This is a genomic window from Gulosibacter hominis, from assembly GCF_904842695.1.
GTDB lineage: Bacteria > Actinomycetota > Actinomycetes > Actinomycetales > Microbacteriaceae > Gulosibacter > Gulosibacter hominis.
Map to the genome: position 1 here is coordinate 49,694 of NZ_CAJGWQ010000002.1, position 16,675 is coordinate 66,368.

Annotated in this window: 18 protein-coding genes and 1 tRNA gene; 12 read left to right on the top strand and 7 right to left on the bottom strand. The window is 62.4% G+C overall.

Going from position 1 to position 16,675, the window contains the following annotated elements:
- Position 1 precedes the first annotated feature (1 nt).
- The 4 genes from JMV54_RS02505 (at position 2) to JMV54_RS02520 (ending at position 5,304) form a co-directional block, all read left to right on the top strand.
- Positions 2-673 (top strand): ComF family protein, encoded by a 672-nt coding sequence (locus tag JMV54_RS02505; protein WP_201517331.1) that lies wholly within the window; start codon positions 2-4, stop codon positions 671-673.
- Positions 674-773: 100 nt separating this feature from the next.
- Complete coding sequence (hpf, locus tag JMV54_RS02510; RefSeq protein WP_338085372.1) at positions 774-1,487, top strand: ribosome hibernation-promoting factor, HPF/YfiA family; 714 nt, start codon at positions 774-776, stop codon at positions 1,485-1,487.
- A 170-nt stretch (positions 1,488-1,657) separates the two neighbouring features.
- A complete protein-coding gene (gene secA / locus JMV54_RS02515; RefSeq protein WP_201517332.1) occupies positions 1,658-4,612 on the top strand; it encodes a preprotein translocase subunit SecA in 2,955 nt (984 codons plus the stop codon).
- 2 nt (positions 4,613-4,614) lie between these two features.
- Positions 4,615-5,304 carry a tyrosine-protein phosphatase gene (locus JMV54_RS02520; protein ID WP_201517333.1) on the top strand — a complete coding sequence of 230 codons (690 nt, stop codon included), beginning with the start codon at positions 4,615-4,617 and terminating at the stop codon, positions 5,302-5,304.
- A 55-nt stretch (positions 5,305-5,359) separates the two neighbouring features.
- On the opposite strand, the gene JMV54_RS02525 is transcribed toward JMV54_RS02520, so the two are convergent.
- Positions 5,360-5,857: an Rv3235 family protein gene (locus tag JMV54_RS02525; protein WP_201517334.1), complete on the bottom strand. Its 498-nt coding sequence runs from the start codon at positions 5,855-5,857 to the stop codon at positions 5,360-5,362.
- 143 nt (positions 5,858-6,000) lie between these two features.
- On the opposite strand from JMV54_RS02525, the gene JMV54_RS02530 reads away from it, so the two are divergent.
- Positions 6,001-6,597, top strand: a complete 597-nt coding sequence (locus tag JMV54_RS02530; RefSeq protein ID WP_201517335.1) for a hypothetical protein — start codon at positions 6,001-6,003, stop codon at positions 6,595-6,597.
- 5 nt (positions 6,598-6,602) lie between these two features.
- On the opposite strand, the gene JMV54_RS02535 is transcribed toward JMV54_RS02530, so the two are convergent.
- Positions 6,603-6,875, bottom strand: a complete 273-nt coding sequence (locus tag JMV54_RS02535) for a helix-turn-helix domain-containing protein (protein WP_201517336.1) — start codon at positions 6,873-6,875, stop codon at positions 6,603-6,605.
- A gap of 142 nt (positions 6,876-7,017) precedes the next feature.
- Between JMV54_RS02535 and JMV54_RS02540 the strand changes: the two genes are divergently transcribed.
- Genes JMV54_RS02540 through JMV54_RS02550 form a run of 3 tightly spaced genes read left to right on the top strand, consistent with a single transcriptional unit; the run spans position 7,018 to position 10,656 of the window.
- A complete protein-coding gene (locus JMV54_RS02540; protein WP_201517337.1) occupies positions 7,018-7,662 on the top strand; it encodes a hypothetical protein in 645 nt (214 codons plus the stop codon).
- A gap of 2 nt (positions 7,663-7,664) precedes the next feature.
- Positions 7,665-9,080 carry a CpaE/TadZ family protein gene (locus tag JMV54_RS02545; protein WP_201517338.1) on the top strand — a complete coding sequence of 472 codons (1,416 nt, stop codon included), beginning with the start codon at positions 7,665-7,667 and terminating at the stop codon, positions 9,078-9,080.
- Positions 9,081-9,090: 10 nt separating this feature from the next.
- Entirely contained in the window at positions 9,091-10,656 is a 1,566-nt protein-coding gene (locus JMV54_RS02550; protein WP_201517339.1) for a sensor histidine kinase, read from the top strand.
- A 120-nt stretch (positions 10,657-10,776) separates the two neighbouring features.
- On the opposite strand, the gene JMV54_RS02555 is transcribed toward JMV54_RS02550, so the two are convergent.
- Positions 10,777-11,025: a WhiB family transcriptional regulator gene (locus JMV54_RS02555; protein ID WP_201517340.1), complete on the bottom strand. Its 249-nt coding sequence runs from the start codon at positions 11,023-11,025 to the stop codon at positions 10,777-10,779.
- 185 nt (positions 11,026-11,210) lie between these two features.
- Between JMV54_RS02555 and JMV54_RS02560 the strand changes: the two genes are divergently transcribed.
- The gene (locus JMV54_RS02560; RefSeq protein WP_201517341.1) at positions 11,211-11,645 is read left to right on the top strand and encodes a hypothetical protein; all 435 of its coding nucleotides are present in this window, start codon (positions 11,211-11,213) and stop codon (positions 11,643-11,645) included.
- A gap of 14 nt (positions 11,646-11,659) precedes the next feature.
- Here JMV54_RS02560 and bcp read toward each other — a convergent pair whose 3' ends face one another.
- Complete coding sequence (gene bcp, locus JMV54_RS02565) at positions 11,660-12,133, bottom strand: thioredoxin-dependent thiol peroxidase (RefSeq protein ID WP_201517342.1); 474 nt, start codon at positions 12,131-12,133, stop codon at positions 11,660-11,662.
- Positions 12,134-12,269: 136 nt separating this feature from the next.
- Positions 12,270-12,342: transfer RNA gene (locus JMV54_RS02570), tRNA-Lys, on the bottom strand.
- A 125-nt stretch (positions 12,343-12,467) separates the two neighbouring features.
- Here JMV54_RS02570 and JMV54_RS02575 point away from each other — a divergent pair.
- Genes JMV54_RS02575 through JMV54_RS02585 form a run of 3 tightly spaced genes read left to right on the top strand, consistent with a single transcriptional unit; the run spans position 12,468 to position 15,349 of the window.
- Entirely contained in the window at positions 12,468-13,769 is a 1,302-nt protein-coding gene (locus JMV54_RS02575; protein ID WP_201517343.1) for an FAD-binding protein, read from the top strand.
- 42 nt (positions 13,770-13,811) lie between these two features.
- Positions 13,812-14,717 carry a DsbA family protein gene (locus tag JMV54_RS02580; protein ID WP_201517344.1) on the top strand — a complete coding sequence of 302 codons (906 nt, stop codon included), beginning with the start codon at positions 13,812-13,814 and terminating at the stop codon, positions 14,715-14,717.
- Positions 14,714-15,349: a vitamin K epoxide reductase family protein gene (locus tag JMV54_RS02585; RefSeq protein WP_201517345.1), complete on the top strand. Its 636-nt coding sequence runs from the start codon at positions 14,714-14,716 to the stop codon at positions 15,347-15,349. Before JMV54_RS02580 ends, JMV54_RS02585 begins: the two co-directional genes overlap by 4 nt.
- 68 nt (positions 15,350-15,417) lie before the next feature.
- Here JMV54_RS02585 and JMV54_RS02590 read toward each other — a convergent pair whose 3' ends face one another.
- Both JMV54_RS02590 and JMV54_RS02595 read right to left on the bottom strand, forming a co-directional pair.
- A complete protein-coding gene (locus JMV54_RS02590; protein WP_201517346.1) occupies positions 15,418-16,167 on the bottom strand; it encodes a hypothetical protein in 750 nt (249 codons plus the stop codon).
- Between the two features lie 109 nt (positions 16,168-16,276).
- Entirely contained in the window at positions 16,277-16,486 is a 210-nt protein-coding gene (locus JMV54_RS02595) for a hypothetical protein (RefSeq protein ID WP_201517347.1), read from the bottom strand.
- Between the last annotated feature and the right edge of the window lie 189 nt (positions 16,487-16,675).

A 16,675-nucleotide genomic window follows, 5' to 3' on the forward strand; every position in this document is an offset into this window, starting at 1 on the left:
ATTGTTCGGCCAGCGCTGGGTAGACAGCGCGCGGGATGCGTTGGGGATGCTTTTCCCGGTGCGTTGCGCTGGCTGCGGGCAGCCCGACCGCGATGTTTGTTCCCAGTGCCGTGAGGCGCTTGGCACCGGGGCGCCGGTGATCGAGCTGCTGGCGCCGGAGCTGCCGCTGGTTACTTCAGCCGCCTATGACGAGCGGATGAAGCGCATCGTGGATGCCTATAAAGAACGCGGTCGGGTAGACACTGCGGCGGTGCTCGCGCCGTTTTTGCGGCAGTCGATTGCCGCGCTCGTGCATCAGCAGTGGTCGCTGGCGAGTGCGGGCGAGCTGCTTTTGGTGCCGGTGCCTTCGGCGCGTGCGGCCACCGCCAGGCGCGGCTATGACCATCTGCAAGTGCTGGCACAGCGGGCATTGCCGCGGGCAAACACTGTGCGGGCGCTGCGCCCGGCGAGGCGGGTGCAGGACCAGTCGACGCTGGGGCGGGATGCTCGTGAACGAAACCTGCACGGGGCGCTGGTGGCGCATCCCGCGGTGGCAAACCGGCATTGCATCGTAATTGACGATCTGGTGACCACCGGTGCGACCGCTCGCGAAGCGGTGCGAGCACTACGGGCGGCGGGCGGTCAGCCGCTGGGTGTGGCGGCGATAGCGAGGGTGGCGAAGCGGTACGGCTGAGCCGGAATCGTAACTCGGAACGCCTTTGTTTAGGCAACCGCTAAGGAAACGGCGAGTAACCATCTTCTATAATTGAAGGACAATTCAACCCCGCGTGGGGATGCTCCAATCACAGACCTGGCGCCCCGCGCTCGAAGATGAGGAGGGTGCGATGGACATCACCATCTCCGGCCGTAACACCGAAATCCCCCAGCGCTTCCGGGACTACGCGGAAGAAAAAATTACTGCAAAGGTGCAGCAGCTTTCGGGTCGGGCCCAGGCCGTAGAAGTGAAACTTCGCAAACGCACCGACCGTGCTGGTAATGAGCTTGACCGGGGCAAGGTAGAGATTACGGTCTTTGGTCCCTTCCCCACTGTTCGAGCCGAAGCTGAGGGTGGCGACAAATATGCCGCCTTCGATATCGCCCTCGACAAGCTGGTTGAGCGTCTTCGCCGCATGAAAGACCGCCGCAAAGACCACCGCGGTAAGAGCCTCACCGAGGCATCGGCCGAAGATTTTGCCGGTCTCGACATTGTGCCCGCTGACACCGGCGTGCTCGACATTGTTGCCGGTCGCGTGGCATCCAACCAAGAAGAGGCTGCCGAAGACGAGCAGTACCCCGCAGATGACTACAGCCCCGTGGTAATCCGCGAGAAGGTGTTCGCACCCAAGCAGATGACCGCTGAAGAAGCGGTTGACCACATGGAACTGCTCGGTCACGACTTCTACCTCTTCATTGAGGCGAAAAACCAGCGTCCGGCCGTGGTGTACCGCCGCCGCGGTTGGGACTACGGTGTGATCTCGCTCGACGAGAACGGTCAGACTGACGTCTAGTCATTGATATCGCGCTTGGCCGCAGCTCCGCATCCGGGGAGTTGCGGCCAAATGCGTTCGCAGTCAACTTTTGTGCAACGCAAGACGAGTACCATTGAGCAAGTTCTTTCGGGCCCGCGGGCTCGAAATGCCAATAAGAGTGGCAGCAAGACCGTTTTGAGGAGTCGGCTTTGGCCAATTTTTTCGAGAAGATGCTTCGCTTCGGCGAGGGACGTCAGCTCAAGCGTCTGGAGCGCATCGCCGAACAGGTAAATAAGCTCGAAGATCTCTACCTGGATCTCAGCGATGAAGAGCTGCGCGCTCTCACCGACGACTTCCGCGAGCGGTACCAGGCCGATATTGATGCCGGTAAGAGCGAACAAGATGCGCTCGATGCGCTCATGCCCGAGGCGTTCGGTGCGGTGCGTGAGGCAGCCGGCCGCACGCTCGGCCAGCGTCACTACGACGTGCAGCTCATGGGTGGCGCTGCGCTTCACGGCGGAAATATCGCCGAAATGAAAACCGGTGAGGGAAAGACCCTCGTCGCCACCCTGGCCGCCTACCTCAACGCCATCCCCGGTAAGGGCGTGCACGTCGTCACCGTGAACGACTTCCTCGCCTCGTACCAGTCGGAGCTGATGGGGCGCGTGTATCGCGCCCTCGGTATGACCACCGGCTGCGTAGTTACCGGGCAGTCGCCGGCACAGCGCCGCGAGCAGTATGCCGCCGACATCACCTACGGCACCAACAACGAGTTTGGCTTCGACTATCTGCGCGACAACATGGCCACCTCGGTTGAGGAACGAGTGCAGCGCGGCCACCACTTTGTGATCGTTGACGAGGTCGACTCGATTTTGATCGACGAGGCGCGCACGCCACTGATCATCTCGGGTCCGGCATCAGGCGAGGCCAACAACTGGTATTCGGTGTTCGCCAAGATCGCGCGTCGACTCAAAGAAGACCGCGACTACGAGGTCGACGAAAAAAAGCGCACGGTGGGTGTGCTCGAACCGGGTATCGACAAGGTGGAAGACCTGCTCGGTATCGACAACCTCTATGAGCAGGCCAACACCCCGCTGATTTCATTCCTGAACAACGCCATTAAGGCGAAGGCACTGTTCCGCCGCGACAAAGAATATGTCGTGCAGAACGGCGAGGTGCTCATCGTTGATGAGCACACCGGCCGCATCCTGCCCGGCCGCCGCTACAACGAGGGCCTGCACCAGGCAATCGAGGCAAAAGAAAACGTGCAGATCAAGGCCGAGAACCAGACGCTCGCCACGGTCACGCTGCAGAACTACTTCCTCATGTACGACAAGCTCTCGGGTATGACCGGTACCGCCGAAACCGAGGCAGCCGAGTTCAACTCGACCTATCACGTCGGTGTGATCCCAATTCCCACCAACAAGCCGATGATCCGCATCGACCAGCCCGACCTCGTCTACAAGAACGAGGTGGTCAAGTTTGACCAGGTGGTTGAAGACATTGTCGAGCGACACGATGCTGGCCAGCCGGTGCTGGTGGGTACCACCTCGGTTGAAAAGAGCGAATATCTCTCGAAATTGCTCGCGCGTCGCGGCGTGAAGCACGAGGTGCTCAACGCCAAGAACCACGCCCGTGAGGCCGCGATTGTGGCGCAGGCGGGGCGTAAGGGCGCAGTCACTGTGGCTACGAACATGGCCGGTCGTGGTACCGACATCATGCTCGGTGGTAACGCCGAGTTCATCGCGGTTGCCGAGATGGCGGCGCTCGGGCTCGACCCCGAAGAAAACTCGGAAGAGTACGAGGCCACCTGGCCCTCGGTGCTCGACCGAGTCGAAGAAGAGGTCAAGGCCGAAGCACAAGAGGTTGCCGAACTCGGTGGCCTGTATGTGCTCGGCACCGAACGTCACGAATCGCGCCGTATCGACAACCAGCTGCGCGGTCGCGCGGGACGTCAGGGCGACCCCGGTGAATCACGTTTTTATCTGTCGATGAACGACGACCTGATGCGACTGTTCAACACTGGTGCGGCCCGCGCACTCATGGCTTCGAGCTCGATTCCCGACGAGATGGCGATCGAGTCGGGCCTGGTAACAAAATCGATTCGACAGGCACAGACCCACGTCGAAGCTCGTAATGCCGAGATCCGCAAAAACGTGTTCAAGTACGACATCGTGCTGAACGAGCAGCGCGAGGCCATCTACTCCGACCGCCAGTCGATCCTCGAGGGTGACGATCTGCGCGACAAGGTGAGCGGATTCATCACCGGCGCGATCGATGCGATCGTTGCCGAGCACACCAGTGCCGGCGCCCCGGATGACTGGGAAACTGAAACGCTCCAGGCCGAGCTCTCCCAGCTGTATCCGATGTCGGTGACGGTTGACGAAATTATCGAGGATGCTGGCGGGCTCGACCAGATCAGCGTTGAACGCCTCGAAGAAGAGCTGCACGCCGACGCAAAAATCGCCTATGAGCGTCGCGAAGAGGAGCTCGGCGAAGAGGTCATGCGCGAGCTCGAGCGTCGCGTGGTGCTGCAGGTTGTCGACCGCAAATGGCGTGACCACCTCTACGAAATGGATGCGCTCAAGGACGGTATCGGGCTGCGAGCCATGGCGCAGAAGAACCCGCTGGTTGAATACCAGCGTGAGGGCTTTTTGATGTACCAGCAGATGCTCGGTGCGGTGCGCGAAGAGTCGGTCGGCTTCCTCATGAACCTTGATGTTCAGGTCAACGAGGTTGAAGACGCCGACGGCAACACTCGCCGTCACCTGGTGATGCGCTCGAAGGGACTCGAGCCGAAACCGCAGGCGAAGCTGAACTACTCGGCCGCCGACGAATCGGGCCAGGTGCGAGTCACTGACGGTAAGGGCGCGGTTAATGAAAAGGCCACCCGGGACGCGATGCGCCGCGAAATGGTGCAGGGCACGGCTTCGGCCATGCAATCGGCGGCGGCAACCAGCAACGATGCCGAGAGCGAAGTGACCAAGCAGGCCACAAAGTCGACCGGCAAATCGGCTAAGAGTCGTGGCAAGGCCAAGCGCAAGTCGGGCAACCCCGGCAAGGGCGATGCATCCCAGGGCCGCTCGGCAGCCGATCTCGCTCGCGAGCAGGCGCAGACCAAGAAGGCGCGTGGCGCTCGCGGCGCATTCGGCGAAAAGAAGTAGGCATGCGGCAGTGGGCGGGCGCGTTTAACGCCCGCGACCTTGCCGGCACCCCGGTGGGTGACGCAACTATCCGCCGGGGTGTGCTGTTTCGATCGGGTAAGCCAGAGGCATGGTTGCCACAGGGGTGGCAGGATGCGGCGGCTGACGGTGCACGACGCGTAATCGACCTGCGCGATCCGCGTGAGCTGCGCGAACCGATCAACGGCGCCGAAGCTGCCGGGGTGCGGTACGAGTCGATGCCGATTGAAGACCCTGATGACAGCGAGTTTCGCGAACTGATGGTGCCGTACATGATGCACACCAACCAGTACCGTGACTATTTGCGGCTGTTTGGTGACCGGGTGGCCGCGGCAGTGGCGCGTATCGCGAACGCCGGCCCCGGCACCGTGGTGTGCTGTTCGGCGGGCCGTGACCGCACTGGTCTTGTTACCGGCTTGCTGCTGCGGGCGCTCGGCGCTTCGCCGGCGACACTGCTGGCGGCAGATGAGCTTGCCACACGCACCATCAATGAGCGGCACAGGGTGTCGAACCACCCGTATGAGTCATTCCGTCCCGAACCCGCGCTCAGTGAGTGGGTCGCTTCGCGTGCCGCGGCGCTTGAACAGTTCTATGGCGAGGTGGATGCGGCGGCATTTTTGCGCGAGCACGGTGTGGCGGTTGAGCCCGCGCGCGAGTGGTTGTTTGACGAATGAACCGGCATCGCCCGGTTCTGATTGCGATTGTGGTGCAGTGCAGCGCCTCGCGCCGCTAAAGCACGTGGATGCGTTCGGCGCGCCAGCGGCCTCGCCACGATTCGAGCCGGATCGCAACCGCGCGCGCCCGTGCCCCGATATCCACCACAACGGTGCCCTCTACGACGCCCGGTCGTGGCGACTGCCACAGGCATGCGCGTGCCCGCACGGTGGGGCGGCGGACGGCCAAACCTCGCAGTGCGCGTGAGCGTTTGGCGTGCTGGGCACGCTGCAGCACCTTCGAAAACACCTCCGGCGACACCCATCGAGCGACCTGCTCGACCTCACGCACGCCGGCGATGATTTCGACAACGCTGCGGGCGAGATTTCGCAACAGCGCATCCGGATTGGGAAGCCCGGTGTCGTCGAGCTGTCGGCTCAGTGCATAGCCACCGGCAGTGGTTTCGCTGGCGGTATCGTGTGTCACCGCCGTCAGTCGAGGGCGGTTGGGGCTCGGGGCGGATGCTGTTACTGACTGGTTGGGTGATGCGGGCGCGGCACTGGTTGCGGGCATGGTTGGCTTCCGTCGTGTGGGTATCAACTGGCGGCGTTGCGCAGCTCACTGAGATTTTCACCGTAGGAAGCAAATTTGGGGCGAAAAAATAGAAACTGTGGATAACTCGCGGATGCGATACCGTTATGGGTCACACTTTTTCTGTGCAATGGGACCACCTTTTTGAAGACCTCGCCGACCAGTTCGCGGCAGAGCGCGAAGAGGCTGAGCAGCGGGCCGCAATCGACGATGAGCGCCTCCGCATCGCCCGGCTCACGGTCCGTGATCGACTGGCCGCACTTGCCGCCGGACTAAGACCCGGCGAGCACATCGGCTTGCAATTGCACACGGATGAACGCGTCGATATCGTTCCGGTTGAGTTTGGCGCTGACTGGTTTGGTGCTGAACTGGCAGGTATCGGCGGCAGCTACGGGGCGTGTTTGGTGCCGATCGCCGGGGTCGCGGCGCTGCTGCTCACGCCCGACCAGGTGGAGCGTTCGCTCGCACCGCAGCCGGCCCGCCCGAGCGTGACCGAACGGTTGAGCAGCCACATCGCCCTGCGCGATCTGGCCCGTCGACGAACCGTGTGTGAGCTGTCAACCCCGGCCGGTGCAATCACCGGCACCATCGACCGGGTCGCCCGCGACCATCTCGATATTGCCGTGCACGACCCGGAAACTGTGCGCCGCAATCGCTCGGTGCGGGTAACCCGGATCGTGCCGCTGCACGACATCATGCTCGTGCGCATCCACGCCGACTGACTGCGCTACTGCTCGGGCGTGGCAAACAGCTCGGGAATGTCGGTGAACTCGCTCTGCGCGAACCGCGATTCGCGTTCGCGCCGCTCGTATTGGTCGGCGATGTAGTCGTCGAGGGCGCGCGGTTCGACGCGCCAGTGGCCGTGCTCACCAATACGGATTGCCGCCAGCTCGTTCGATTCGACCAGCTCGCGCACAACGCTGATATCAACATTGAGCACATCGGCGACATCCGCGAGCGAAAGAAAGCGCGCGAAGCGGGATGCCGCATTTGATGTCATGCTTTCATTATTCCCGCTGCCAGCGACACTTGCTGCCCTGTGGATAACTTTTCATGGTTCTTATCAGACACGGCAAGATGACTTGCCGGGTGACATCGACCCGTCACTCAACACCGTCTGCTGTTGTCTGCAAGGATTCGCTATGTCCGCTAAACCCGCGCTCACTCGGCGCATCGACTCTCGACTCATCATCGGCATCCTGTTGGTTGTGGTGTCGATGGCGGCGGTGGCCGGCATCGTACTGGCCTCGCATCACACCCGCACCGTTTATGTTGCCAGCGACAATCTCGCGCCGGGTGAGCCGCTCACCGAAGAGCGCTTGGCGCTGGTCGAGGTGCGCGTGGACGATACGACACCCCTCTACCTGGGTCCCGACCGGCTGCCCAGCGAGCCGATCGTGATTACTCGCGCTGTGGGTGCCGGCGAGCTCATCCCGCTGAGTGCGCTGGGTGCAGCCGATCAGTCGACCGCGTCGGTGGTGGTGACACTCACCAGCTCACCGCCATCGGGCGTGGATGCAGGAAGTCGCGTTGAGCTGTGGGTGGCTCCGCCGGGGGAGCGGGCCGGTGAATATGCCGACCCGAGCGTGGTGGTGCCGGATGCCACCGTGGTGCGGCGACTCGAATCAGATCGACTCGTGGGGACAAACACGGTGGAACTCGAGCTGCGGGTGCCGAAGTCGCAGCTGCAGCAGGTGCTGGCGGCCACAACCGCTGAGGCGAGGATGCATGTGGTGCCGCTGCATCGCGAGCCAGCTACCCAACTTGGTGCCGAGGGGGAGTCATAAGCGTGGCACGCATCGTATTAGCACTCGATTTTGAGATCGAGGCGCAGTGGCTCGAAGCTATCGTCTTCGCGGGCCACGAAATTGTGGAGCGAGTGGTGGGTGCGGATGCGTTGATCGCGGCGGTCGAGCAGCACCGCCCCGATCTTGCGGTGGTGCAGGCCACATCAGAAACACTCACCGCGCGCAGCCTCGGCGCCTGCGATCGCAGCGGCGTGCGCACAATCGCGGTGACGGCATCGACGATCGAGCGACAGACAGCCACCTCGCTCGGGGTGATTGATCGGGTGGATGCGGATGCTGATTGGCAGCGGGTCGAGCAGTTGCTCGGTGCTCGTGGGCGAGGCCAGGCGGATGAGCTGCCGCTACTGCAGCTGGATGAAAACGGCCAGCTTGCTGCATCCGCCTCTGAAACGATCCCGGGCTCAAGTCCATCCGGTTCAAAACCCGGCCGGCATCGCACGCGACGCGAGCTGCGTCAGCGCGAGCGTGCCGGCGCAGCCGCCGAGCCCGCGCATCCGGTTGCAAAAGCCGAGAACACCACCGCGGAAGCTGTTACCAATCAGCCGGCACCGCAACACCGGGATGCTCTACCAGTGGTTTCGCGGCCGTCGCGAGGTCGGGTCATCGCGGTGTGGGGGCCGCACGGGGCACCGGGCAGGTCAACAATTGCCATCAATGTGGCCGCCGCGCATGCTGAGCAGGGTAAGCGAGTCATGCTCGTTGACGCCGATAGTTATGGTGGCGCAATTGGCACGCTATTGGGGATAACCGACAACACCCCCGGGCTTGCAGCAGCCTGCCGACTCGCGGGTGCCGGCTCATTGGATGCGAACGAACTGTCACGACTCGCAACACGGGTCGGGCGGGAAGCTCAGGTTTTTGTGCTTGGCGGCCTCAATAATCCCGCTCGCTGGCCAGAATTGCGCGCTGACCGCATCCAGACCACCCTCGAACACTGCCGGAATATGGCCGATGTGGTGGTGGTTGACGTCGGTTTTAATCTCGAAACCGATGAAGAACTTGCCAGCGATTTTGTCGGCCCGCGACGTAACGCGGCCACGATTGCAACGCTCGAGCACAGCGACACTGTGATGGCGGTTGCTGACGCATCGCCGGTGGGTGTTTCTCGCTATTTGCGCGCCCGGCTGCAGTTGCACGAGCTCCTTTCGCCGAACACCGAGGTGGTTGCGGTGGCCAATCGCGTGCGGCAGGGTGGCGCGGGAGGAGAACCCGCCCACCAGGTGCGTGAGGCGCTGCGACGGTTCGGGGGTATTGAATCGGTGCAGCTGTTGCCACATGATGAACGAGCCATCGCGCGAGCTCTGGCTGCCGGTGTCTCGGTGCTCGAGGCCGCGCCGCGGTCACGTTTTGCGCGTTCTGTCCGGGCCCTCGCCGAAGCTTCAGTAACCGTCAAATAAGCTGACATGCGTGTCAAGCATGTCAAACCACCTCCTGCGGCACGGCGCACTCGACGAAGCCGACCGCGAATGGCTGATGCTGCTGTCTGCCGACTCACAGCTGCTCGCCGATCTCGCCACCGCCGACCTGGTGCTGTGGGTGCACACCCGTGACGATAATTTCACCGCAGTCGGTCAAGTTCGTCCGTCCAGCGCCCCGACGCTGTTTTATCGCGACCTTGTCGGCCAGCAGATGCGTGAGCAGTGGGAGCCGGATGTGCGCCGCGCCTTTGAAGAGGGCCGCACGGTTCGTTCAACCGAACCCGACTGGTTTGACGAGATTCCCACTCAGCTCACCGTCACCCCGGTGTTTTCGTCGCGTCGCGTGGACGGTAAACGGGTGCGTTCTGAACGACCGATCGCCATCTATACGCGCCACACCAATTTGCTCAGCGGCCGTCACCTCACCCGGCAAGAACATACCTTCCGGGAGTGCGCCGAAGACCTATTCGCCATGATTGAGGCGGGGGAGTTTCCCGATCCGGACGCTCCCGAGTTTTCCCGCCGCGGTGCGCCCCGCGCCCACGATGGTCTGATTCGACTCAACCCCGATGGCGTGGTCACCTTCGCCAGTGCCAACGCGCTATCAGCGATGAACAAGCTCGGATTCGGCGGCGAGCTCGAAGGCGAAGCGCTGTCAGACGTAGCCTCGCTGCTGGTTGATGACAAGCGGCATGTTTCGGTCGATGAAGCGCTGCCGCTGGTGGTCACCGGTCGCGCGCCCTGGATGACCGATGTCGACTCGGGTGGCGTGACCGTGACGATGCGTGCCATTCCCCTGCATCGTGACGGCCAGCGGCTCGGTGCAATCGTGCTGTGTCGTGACACCACCGATGTTCGTCACCAGCAGCAGGAACTCATCACCAAAGACGCGACGATTCGTGAAATTCACCACCGGGTAAAAAACAACCTGCAGACCGTGGCCGCGCTGCTGCGCATCCAGGCGCGTCGCGTTCGCAGCGACGAGGCCCGTGAGTCGCTGCTGCAGGCAATGCGTCGAGTGTCATCGATCGCGGTTGTGCACGACACCCTTTCGAGCGGATTTTCGCAATCGGTTGATTTTGATGAGGTGTTCCTGCGGGTGATGAAGCTCGCTACCGAGGTGGCAGCCGGTGAGGGCGGGCAGACTATTCGCCCCGAGCTGCAGGGCTCGTTCGGGGCGGTGCCGAGTGAATATGCCACGCCGCTTTCGCTGGCGCTCACCGAGCTGGTCACCAATGCGGTTGAGCACGGTCTCGATGCCGGTGCAACCGAGGGTCGGGTTGTGGTTCGTGTTGAACGCACCGACGAGATGCTTTCGATCGACGTGATCGATAACGGTAAGGGGATGGCTGAAACCGGCGTCGGTAACGGGCTCGGCACCCAGATTGTGCGCACGCTCGTGGAGGGTGAACTGGGCGGCTCAATCGCCTGGAACCCCACGCCCGGTGGGGGCACTACAGTGGCGATTCGGGTGCCGCGACGCTGGGGTGTTTCGGCGACGACCGCGCAGCTGGCGGTTGTGCCGGGAGCCGATGGTCCCTTCCCTGAAAAATAAACTGGCTCGCAGGGCTGAACCTGCCCGGGAAACCTGACCGGCGCGGAGTGGCAAGCCAGGCGAGGCGCAGCTCAATCGTGCCCGCAAACCGGTTGCGGTCGAGTCAGATTACAAAACTGCTTAGGATGCGCGGCGAGCGCGGGCAGCGCGCCGTTTGAGGGCGCGGCGTTCGTCTTCAGAGAGCCCGCCCCAAACGCCCGAGTCTTGGTTGGTCTCCAAGGCGTATTGCAGGCACTGTTCGGTGACCGGGCAGCGTCCGCACACCGACTTCGCGGCGTCGATCTGCTCGAGTGCTGGGCCGGTGTTGCCGACGGGGAAGAAGAGTTCGGGGTCGGCATTCATGCAGGCAGCAGACTCGCGCCAATCCATATTGAAAAGTCTCCTCGGTTCCAAAGCGCCGAAATTTCGGCGGCAGCTGTGCACAACGTGTCACGCTGCTGCGGGGCGAACGTGGCTGCGCGCTGCGCTCTCGGCGGTTATTCAGCAGTCGCTGCCCTGATCTGAAGTATTATCTTGCCACGCAACCACGCTCTGATCAAGGAAATTTTTTGCCAGTGCATCCCGGAAACGAACCCGAAACTGATCTTCCGGCATTTGTCAACTCGCCAGTTCCGGTTCGATTGCTGGGGCTGGTGGTCGCAGCAGAGGCGCTATTCATGCTGTTTGTGGCCGGGCTGCTCGTGGTTGAGCTCATGACCGAAACGCCAAATTCGCTGGCCTCATCGATCGGGCTGGTGGTGATCGCGGTGATCGCTGTTGCCGCGTTGATCGCTGCGCTGGTGGGGATCGTGCGCCGGCAGAGTTGGACGCGCAGCTTCACGCTCATGTGGCAGGTGCTGCAGGTGGCGGCTGCGGTTGTGGTGTTGCAGGGAGATATGGCGGATGCGGTCGGCTGGGTGCTGGCAGCGGTGTCGCTATGCGGCCTGATCCTGGTGTTTAACCCGCGGGTGACGGCCTGGTTGCGCCCCGACGATGCGCCGGGGCGCTAACGCGGCCGGTTGGTTTATTTTTCGAGCAGTTTGAGTACCCGGTCGACGTGCCCCTTGGCTCGCACGTTGTAGAGCGCCTCGATGATTTTGCCTTCTTCGTCGATGAGGAAGGTGGAGCGAATCGACCCGATCACGGTCTTGCCGTAGTTTTTCTTTTCACCGTAGGCACCGTAGGTGGCCTGCACTTCGTGGCCGGGGTCGCTCAGCAGCCGGAACGGGAGTTCGTATTCCTGTTTGAAATCGGCGAGTTTGGTGACGGGGTCGGCTGAGAGTGCGAGCACTTCATAACCGGCGGCGGTGATGCGCGCCTCGCTATCGCGGAAATCGCAGGCCTCGGTGGTGCATCCGGGGGTGAACGCACGGGGGTACGTGTAGAGCACGACCCTCTTGCCGGCGAAATCGCTCAGACTGACCGTGTTGCCGTCCTGGTCGGTGAGGGTGAAAGCGGGGGCGGTGTCTCCGGCCTGAAGGCGGATAGGTTCAGTCACTTCGACTCCTTAATCGTTGGCGACGGTGTTGTGGAGTGGCGGACACTCGTCGCCATTGTCTCGCGGGCTTGCTGAATGATTGGGCGGGCGGTTGGGAAAACAAAAAAGCCCGAATGCATTGATTCGGGCTTGCGTGTGCGCCCCCAGGGACTCGAACCCTGAACCCACGGATTAAGAGTCCGTTGCTCTACCGATTGAGCTAGAGGCGCAGTTCGTCGCGTGAGCGACCTATGAATATTAGCATCATCACAGCGTCGGTGCAAATGTCGATTCTGTGCCGCGTTTTCGGCGGGATCAGTCAGAATAGAACGAACAGCAGGAAGGTGGAGCCCCCGTGGTGTCTTTGACAGTTTCGGCAAATACAAGTCTCGTTCAGCAGCGGGGCGGTGACGTCGCTATCGCCGGTGCTCGTACCGTGCGCCCGGCCAACCTGGCTGCCGTGATCGGCGAGGTGCTGGCGGCTCGGGATGCGGGCGAGACCATCGCGGTGGTCGGTGCCGGTTTCCCCGCGGCCACCAAAAAAGCCCACCTCGCGCTCGACATTTCGGCGCTCACCGGCGTCGTCGACACGAACGCCGCCGCCAATACGGTGACGTTTTACAGCGGCACCACCGTGCGCGACGCCCGTGAGCTGCTGCGCAAGCAGGGGCTCGACCTGGTTGGCTCCCCAGCCGACGGGCGCCTCACGCTGGCCGGTGCCGCCAGCACCGGTGCCCACGGCCTCAACCCCGCCGAACCAATTTTTTCGGGTGCGATCGCTGGGATTGGCCTGGTTACGATTGACGGCCAGCTGCGCAATATCGACGAACGCCGTGACGCCCAGTTCTGGTCGGCGGCAAAGCTTTCACTCGGTGCCCTCGGGGTGCCTGTGACCGTGACCGTTAAGGTGCGTCCCTACGTTGGTCTCGAGCTGCGTCAGCGCAAGCGCAACATCAACGAGCTTGTGTACGAGCTGGCTGAGGCACGCAACAAGACCGATTTTTACTGTGTCGACTGGCGGCCACTGGGAGCCGAAGCGCACCTCACCGTGGGCTGGTACAGCGACGAATCGACGCAGCCGGCGGTCGCCGCCGAAAAGCGCGCGGAACTCACCGCTGCTGAGCCCAAGCGAAAAACGGGCCGTTTCCGCCGGTTCCGTGAGGCGGTGGCTCGCCGCCTGCCCTTCCTCGCTCCGGTACTCACTCGTGCGGCGAACCGCTTTGACCGATTCGGTGAGCAGACCGAACTGCCCGCGGTGCTGGATGATGCCACCACCGAGTTCTATATTGCACCGTCTCGGATGCCGTTCGTGGTTGAGGCGCTGCAAGAATTCGCCCGTGGCCACCGCGGGCTCGGCTCCGCACGGGTGCGCATCAGTCTGGTTGCTCCGGACAATGCCTGGGCTTCGGCCGCCTACCGCCGAGAAATGGTCGCCGTAGCGGTAACGGTGCCGGCGGCAGACCGTGCCGCACTGGCCGAGGTTGAAGACCTGCTGCTGTGGCTCGGCGGTCTGCCGAACTGGGGCCGGTTCAACACGGTTACCGGTGCTGAAGCGGCCCACGTCATGCCACGGTTTAGTGACTTCTTGCACATTTGCCACGACCTTGACCCCTACGGGCAAATGCAGAACCGGGTTGCTGCCCGCCTCATCGCCTAATAATCGACTCACAATTTTTAAACGAACGGAATTTCACCCGCAATGGCCAAAAATGACCGCGACCAAATCCGCCGCCTTCGTGAAGAGGCAAACGCGCTGCGACAGCAGGCCGAAGCAAAAAAACGTCGCCAGCGGATGATCGCCCAGGTGGGGACGATCGTCGGCGCCCTGGTCGTCGTTGCGATCATCGTTGGCTTTGCGATCATGGCGCCGCAGTGGTTCGGTAACCGTCACGTTCCCGAGGCCTCGGGCAATGTCAAGGTGACAAATACCGCCGGCAAGGACGTTGAGGTGCCGATCGCGCTAAATAATGACGGCGTAACCGTCGGTAAGCAGGAAGCTCCCGACACCATCGAGTACTACCTCGATTTTTCATGCCCCCACTGCCGTGAGTATCACAAGGCAATGGACTCGACGTATCAGCAGCTCATCGGCGACGGCAAGATCAAGGTGCGGTACCACTTCATCCGCTTCGTTGACGATTACGGGATGCGTGCCGCTTCGGCAATGACTGCAGCGACTGAAGCCGAGCCGGCAAAGTTCTATCAGTTCGTGGACGACCTGTTCGAGGTGGCACCGCAGACGCAGGTTGCGTGGAGCGAAGCCGACTACGCAACGCATCTGCAGGGCCTCGGGGTGACCAACTCGGGGGTTATTGAAGCCATCCAAGAGGGGAACTACAACTGGTGGATCCTCGACCGCACTCGTGATGCCCGCTCCAGCGGTGTGCGCGGTACGCCAAGCATCGGCCTCAACGGCGAACTGCTGCAAAACCTGCCGTCACCCGCCACGATCCAATACCTGCTTGACGGGTTGAGCGAAGAAGAAGCGAAGGCGAAGGCTGAACCGACCGAGACTTCGAAGCCCTCCGAGGATGGCGAGTCTGCCACCGAGACTCCTGCCGCTACCGAAACATCAGCGGGCCAGACGCAGGGCTCGGACGAATGACGGGAGAAGCTGCGGCCGTAACCAAGCCGGCCGAACTGCCAAAGCTCTTGCAACGCCCCACAATCGGCTGGGTGCTGGTGGTGTGCGGTGTCGCGGGGCTGCTCGCGAGCTTCATGCTCAACCTCGAGTACCTGCATCTGCTCACCGATAAGGATGCGGCGCTCATCTGCGATATCAACCCGTTCATTACCTGCGGTCCGGCGATGCTTTCGAACGCGGCAGCTATTTTTGGCTTCCCGAACGTGATCGTTGGCCTCGTGTCATTCACCGTGGTGATTACCACCGGTGTTGTGCTGCTCGCCGGCGCAAAACTGCCCAGGTGGTATTTCATCGGGCTGCAGCTCGGGCTGATTGGTGCCGCCGCAATGATCACCTATCTGCAGATTTTTTCGGTTTTTGACCTCGGCAAGCTCTGCCTGTGGTGCATGATCATCTGGACATTCACCATTCCGCTGGTGACGCTCGTGACGATCTCAAACCTCGGGCATGGCGTGTTTGGTGAGGGGGCAGTGTCTCTCGGTGAACGGCTGGGGCAGTGGGCCTGGGTTGTTGTGGCCCTCTGGTATCTCATCGTGATTGCGATGATCGGAGTGGGTATGGGCGAGGCATTCGTCCTGGCCTTCCGTTATTAGCGCGACCGGATGCATCCAAGAGTTTGGCCTCGCACTCAATCGAGTGCGAGGCCATCGTTTTGTCGTCGCTAGCTTGCCTGCCGCAGTTCAGAGTCTCCGTGTGGATGCTGGTGGCGTCGTGCGGTGAGCTCAGGGAGTGGCTCAGGGCGCTCCAGCTCGGCTGTATCGGCGATGGCGTTTTGTACGCGACGCACGAGGTCGACGGTGAGCATTTCAGCGAACATGGCGTCGTCACCCGGCTGGCGGTCGGTGCGCCACTCGAGACGGTAGCGGCCGGTGGGGCCGAACAGGTCGTCGAACAGGTGGAACAGTTCGCGTTGAATCTCGGGGCTGAGCGCGGCTTCGGGGTCGAGCAGCTGCGGGCCATTGTCGGTCCAGCGGGCCAGCTCGAGCCCGGCAAAGTTGGGGTGCGCACTCATGGGCATGGCCGGCTGGGTCGAGGGGGCCGCCACAATGCCGCGTCGTTCGGCCGGGGCCTCGGTACCCTTGGGGGCTTCGGCTACCGGTTCGCTCGGCGCCTCGATGGTGAGTTCATCCCCCTGGGTGAGTGCGGCGCGGCGGGCGCGGCGAGTTTGTTCTGCATCCGCAGCTTGGGCGGGTGTCGGTGCATCGACTGCCGGGAGCTGCTGCGGTTCGCTAGCCGGTTCATTTGCCGGTTCGTTTGCGGCTACGGCTGGTGCAGTGGGTGTCAGCGTCTCGCGCTGTGGGCGCGCAACTTCGGGCACCGAGGGTGCGGGAGTGGTGGATTCGTTGTGGGCCGGCGGTGTTGCTTCGGTCGCCGACGCACGATTCGCGAGATTGCGGAACCAGCCGAACATGACGAGCCCCTCCTTCGACCTAATGTGACACTTCAGTCTGCAGACTACGGGGAAATTGGGTGCGCCGTTACCCCGCCACGCGGAGTGGTGGCGTGTTTTTCAAGGTCACCTAAAGGTCAGCTTGAGACTCTTCTTCGCGCTCGCGCTCTTCAACAACCTCTTCGCGTACCGCGGCTACCGCGGCGAGGAGCGTGGCACTCCATGCGAGCCAGGCGGCGATTTTTGCCGATCGACTGCGGTCATCTGAGGTCTTTTTTAGGAGGGGGAGAAGTCCGAGGGTGGCGCTGATGATGCCACCATTCAGCAGAAATTTGCGCATGTGCTCAGCTTAATCGGCGGGGGATGCAGCGGGCTGAATGGCCGCCGGGTGCGCCGGGTGCTTGAAAGTTGCTGAAAGTTCACTTTACGACCGGTAAGGGTGTCCGCTACTATTTGGTCGGTCATCCTTTACGGTCGGTAAGTGGATGGGGTAAAGCGGTGTCGGTGCCAAACGGTGGCCGGTCGCCGT